Source organism: Thauera aminoaromatica S2, assembly GCF_000310185.1.
Classification (GTDB): Bacteria; Pseudomonadota; Gammaproteobacteria; order Burkholderiales; family Rhodocyclaceae; genus Thauera; species Thauera aminoaromatica.
Map to the genome: position 1 here is coordinate 1 of NZ_AMXD01000197.1, position 5,079 is coordinate 5,079.

Below are 5,079 nucleotides of genomic sequence, written 5' to 3' on the forward strand. Positions count from 1 at the left end.
CACACTTGCCGTGCACGCCGCGCCCGAACCCGCCGCCCAAGGCAGCACTCGGCACACCGGCTCCCCGGCGCGCGGCCCTGGCCGCAGTCGGGCCGCGCGCAAGGCGGCAGCCGTGCAGGCCAGCGCCGTCCGTCTCGCCGACCCCTTCTACGAGCGTGAGACGCAGCAGTACGACAACCCGCTCCCCAGCCGCGAATACGTGCTGCAGATCCTCGCCGAGCGCGGCGTGCCGATGCCCCTCGCCGAGCTCGCCGGCGCGCTCGACATCGCCCCGCACGAGCTCGACTTCTTCGACCGTCGCCTGCGCGCGATGGAGCGCGACGGCCAGGTCGTGCGCAACCGCCGCGACGCCTACCTGCTGCCGGCCAAGGCCGACCTCATCAAGGGGCGCGTCGAGGGCCACCCCGACGGCTTCGGCTTCCTGCGCCGCGACGACGGCGAGCCCGACGTCTTTCTCGGTCCCAAGGAGATGCGCGAGGTGCTGCACGGCGACCGCGTCATGGTGCGCATCTCCGGCACGGACCGCCGCGGCCGTCCCGAGGGCAAGCTGGTCGAGGTGCTCGAGCGCGCCAACTCCCGCGTCGTCGGTCGTGTCATCAACGAGCACGGCGTGATGATCGTCGTGCCCGAGAACCGCCGCCTGGCGCAGGACATCCTGGTCGCCCCGGGCGGGCGCAAGAAGCCCGAGCCAGGCCAGATCGTCACCGTCGAGCTGGTCGAGCAGCCCACCAAGTTCGCCCAGCCGATCGGGCGCATCGTCGAGGTGCTGGGCAACTACGCCGACCCCGGCATGGAGATCGAGATCGCGCTGCGCAAGCACGACCTGCCCTTCGAGTTCTCCTCCGAGGCCAAGGCGCAGACGCGCAAGCTGCCCGACGTGGTGCGCAAGAAGGACTGGGCCGGCCGCGAGGACCTCACCAAGTTGCCGTTGGTCACCATCGACGGCGAGACCGCCAAGGACTTCGACGACGCGGTGTATTGCGAGCGCCAGGGCAAGGGTTACCGCCTCATCGTCGCCATCGCCGACGTCTCGCACTACGTCGATGCCGCCAGCGCGCTCGACAAGGATGCCTTCGATCGCGGCAACTCGGTGTACTTCCCGCGCCGCGTCATCCCGATGCTGCCCGAGAAGCTCTCCAACGGCCTGTGCTCGCTCAACCCGCAGGTCGAGCGCCTGGCCATGGTCGCCGACATGAACATCGCGGCCACCGGCGAGATCAGGAACTACCGCTTCTACCCCGCGGTGATCTGGTCGCACGCGCGCCTGACCTACACGAAGGTTGCGGCGGCCCTGTACGACAAGGACCCGGCCGTGCGCGCCGAACTCGCCGCGCTGCTCCCCCACCTCGAGCAGCTCGACCAGCTCTTCCGCGTGCTGCTCAAGGCGCGCGCGAAGCGCGGCGCGATTGACTTCGAGACCACCGAGACGCGCATGATCTTCGACGATAACGGCAAGATCGCGCAGATCGTCCCCGAGGTGCGCAACGATGCCCACCGCCTGATCGAGGAGTGCATGCTCGCCGCCAACGTGTGCGCCTCCGACTTCCTCGCCACGCGCGAGCACCCGGCGTTGTACCGCGTCCACGACTCGCCCTCCGAGGACAAGCTCGCCAAGCTGCGCGAGTTCCTCAAGGAGTTCGGCCTCGGCCTCGGCGGCGGCGACGAGCCGCGCGCCGCCGACTTCGCCAGGCTGCTCGAGCAGGTCAAGGACCGCCCCGACGCCCAATTGTTGCAGACCGTCATGCTGCGTTCGCTCAAGCAGGCGATGTACAGCCCGGACAACGTCGGCCACTTCGGCCTCGCCTACGAGTCCTATACCCACTTCACCTCACCGATCCGGCGCTATCCCGACCTGCTGATCCACCGCGGCATCAAGGCCGCGCTCGCCGGCGAGCAGTACCGCCCCGGCGACTGGGAGCAGATCGGCCTGCACTGCTCGATGACCGAGCGCCGCGCCGACGACGCCACCCGCGACGTGGTCGCCTTCCTCAAGTGCTACTTCATGCAGGACCGCGTCGGCGAGGAGTTCGTTGGCAGCGTGTCGGCGGTGGTGCCTTTCGGTCTCTTCGTGGCGCTCGACGACATCTTCATCGAGGGGCTGCTGCACATCTCCGACCTCGGCAGCGATTACTTCCACTACGACGAGACCCGCCATGCGCTCATGGGTGAGCGCACCGGCAAGCAGTTCCGCCTGTCCGACCGGGTCAAGGTGCAGCTCGTGCGGGTGGATATGGCCACCAACAAGATCGACTTCCGCCTCATCGAGGGGCCGCTCCCGGTCGAGGCCAAAGCCCCGCCGAAGGTCGCCGAAGTGGTGGCCGCGGAGGTCGTGCCCGTGGAAGGGAAGAGGGCGCGCAAGCCGCGCAGCAAGAAGGCTGAGGTGGAGGAGAGGGTCGAGGCCACACCTGCGCCGGTGGTCGAGGCTGTGCCTGCCGCAGCGGAGCCCGCCGCGCCCAAGGTGCGCGGCAAGCGGACGAAGAAGGCCGCACCCGAAGCGCTTGCGGAGGTGCCCGTCGCGCCGGCGGTCGAGTCCACGGCTGCCGCAGCGGAGCCCGCCGCGCCCAAGGCGCGCGGCAAGCGGGCGAAGAAGGCTGCGCCCGAAGTGGTCGCGGAGGTGCTCGTCGCACCGGTGGGCGAGTCTGTGACTGCTGCCGAGGCGTCGGCGACGCCCAAGGCGCGCGGCAAGCGCGCGAAGAAGGTGGTCGCCGGGCAGGTGGCCGAGGTCGTGGCTGCGCCGGCGATCGAGCCTGTGCCCGCCGCCGCGGAACCTGTCGCGCCCAAGGCGCGCGGCAAGCGTGCGAAGAAGGCTGCGATCGCAACGGTCGCCGAGGTCGTCGTCGCACCGGTGCTCGAGGTTACGCCGGATGCGGCTCCGCCCGCCGCGCCCAAGACACGCGGCAAGCGCGCGAAGAAGGCCGTCGCCGGCACCGCGACCGAAGTCCCCGCCGCGTCCGCCGCCGAGGCGCTAGAATCCGCGCCCCCGGTACCGGCCCGACGTGCCGGCCGCAAGACCACCACAAAGGGCTCCGACCGTGGCTAAAGCACCCGAAAACACACCCACCCGGCTGATCTACGGCTTCCACGCCGTCTCCGCCAAGCTGCGCCACGCGCCCGACTCGGTGCTCGAGATCTTCCTCACCGCCGATCGCAAGGACGCGCGCGTGCGCAAGTTCCTCGCCCAGGCCGAGAGTGCCGGCGTACGCATCACCCAGAGCGAGGGCGACAAGCTCGACGCCCTCGTCGGGACCCGCCGCCACCAGGGGGTGGTCGCCAAGGTCGACGCCACCCGGCGCGAGATCAAGCTCGCCGACGTGCTCGACAGCCTCGACGAGAACGCGCTCATCCTCGTCCTCGACGGCGTGCAGGATCCGCACAACCTCGGCGCCTGCCTGCGCGTGGCCGATGCTGCCGGCGCCCACGCCGTGGTCGCGCCCAAGGATCGCGCGGTGGGTCTCAACGCCACCGCCGTCAAGGTCGCCAGCGGCGCCGCCGACACCGTGCCCTACATTACCGTCACCAATCTCGCGCGCGCGCTGCGCGAGATGCAGGACGCCGGCGTGTGGGTCGTCGGCGCCGCCGGCGAGGCCGAGAAGACCCTCTACGGGGTCGACCAGAAGGTCCCCGTCGCCTGGGTGCTCGGCGCCGAGGGCGACGGCCTGCGCCGCCTCACCCGCGAGACCTGCGACGAGCTCGCGCGCATCCCGATGCACGGCAGCGTCGAGAGCCTCAACGTGTCCGTCGCCAGCGGCATCTGCCTGTTCGAGGCCAGGCGCCAGCGCGGCTCCTGAAGCTGTGGTGGTCCCGGCCTGCCCCTTGGCCTCTCACACCCACTCCACCTGCACCGCAAACAGATACCCCGCGCCATACACCGTCTTGATCAGGCGGGGGTTCTGCGGGTCGTCGTCGAGCTTGCGGCGCAGGCGCGAGATGCGGACGTCGATGCTGCGGTCGAAGGGATCGACGTCGCGTTCGCCGAGGAGCTGTTCGCGCGACAGGATCTTGTTGGGGCGACGCAGCAGGGTGGCGAGGAGGCCGGCCTCGGCTGCGGAAAGCGGGACCTCGCGGCCGTCGGGGGCGAGGAGGGCGTGGCGGTTGGCGTCGAAGGTCCAGCCGGCGAAGCGCGCCGTGCTGCGTTCGCCGGCGCTGTCGGCGCTGGCGGAGCGCTGGTAGCGGCGCAGGATGGAGCGTACGCGAGCGACCAGCTCGCGCGGCTCGAAGGGCTTGACGATGTAGTCGTCGGCGCCGAGCTCGAGACCGAGCACGCGGTCGGTCACGTCGTTGCGGCCGGTCAGGATCAGCACTGCGCACGGGCTGCCGTCCTGTAGCTCGCGCACCACCTGCATGCCGTCCATGTCGGGCAGGCCGAGGTCCACGATGCAGAGGTCGGGGGTGAGCTGGCGCGCGCGCTCGAGCAGCTGACGGCCGGCGCGCATCTGTTCGCAGCGGAAGCCGTATTCGGCCAGGCTCATGCAGATCAGGCGGGCGACCTCGGGGTCGTCCTCGAGCACGAAGATCCGGGCCTGGGAGGGGTCGATCGGGCTCTGGGTCATTGGGGGCGAGGCTCCGTGGTGGTGTTCATGATGCGGGATCGTGCTTCTCCGTCGGCGGCCGGCGCAGTCGGCGACGCGTCTTCGACCCCTGCCGCCGCCCCCGGTTCGGGCCCGAGCAGGGCCGCCAGCGCGCCCGCCAGCGCGGCCTGATCGAAGGGCTTGCGCAGCGTCGGCACGTCGGCGGGGAGCTCGTCGGTCGGCGTCGCCTCGCTGGCGTAGCCGGTCACCAGCAGGATCGGCAGCTGCGGGCGCAGCGTGCGCGCGCGGCGGGCGAGCTCGCGGCCGCCGATGCCGCCCGGCATCACCGTGTCGCTCACCAGCAGCGCGATGTCGTCGACGTTCTGCAGCAGCCCGAGCGCCTCGACGCCGTCGGCGGCCTCGATCACGACGTGGCCCAGGCTGGTGAGCTGCATGCGCACCACCTTGCGCACCTCGGGCTCGTCCTCCACCAGCAGCACCGGGCCGTCGAGCGCGCGCGCGCGGGCCGTCGCGGGCGCTGCGCGCTCGGGGGCAGTCACGGCCGCCGCCG

Annotated in this window: 4 protein-coding genes; 2 read left to right on the forward strand and 2 right to left on the reverse strand. The window is 71.2% G+C overall.

Features of this window, described 5'->3' with window-relative positions:
- Positions 1-112 precede the first annotated feature (112 nt).
- Positions 113-3,040: a ribonuclease R gene (gene rnr, locus C665_RS18225; protein WP_040829648.1), complete on the forward strand. Its 2,928-nt coding sequence runs from the start codon at positions 113-115 to the stop codon at positions 3,038-3,040.
- Positions 3,033-3,788, forward strand: coding sequence for a 23S rRNA (guanosine(2251)-2'-O)-methyltransferase RlmB (rlmB, locus tag C665_RS18230; protein WP_004325955.1), 756 nt, complete (start codon positions 3,033-3,035; stop codon positions 3,786-3,788). The genes rnr and rlmB overlap by 8 nt, the downstream gene beginning before the upstream one ends.
- A gap of 33 nt (positions 3,789-3,821) precedes the next feature.
- Here the strand turns inward: rlmB and C665_RS18235 are convergent, their stop codons facing one another.
- Both C665_RS18235 and C665_RS18240 read right to left on the reverse strand, forming a co-directional pair.
- Positions 3,822-4,550: a response regulator transcription factor gene (locus C665_RS18235; RefSeq protein ID WP_004325957.1), complete on the reverse strand. Its 729-nt coding sequence runs from the start codon at positions 4,548-4,550 to the stop codon at positions 3,822-3,824.
- A partial coding sequence (locus C665_RS18240; RefSeq protein ID WP_004325958.1) for a response regulator occupies positions 4,547-5,079 on the reverse strand: 533 nt, incomplete at its 5' end. The genes C665_RS18235 and C665_RS18240, both read right to left, overlap by 4 nt.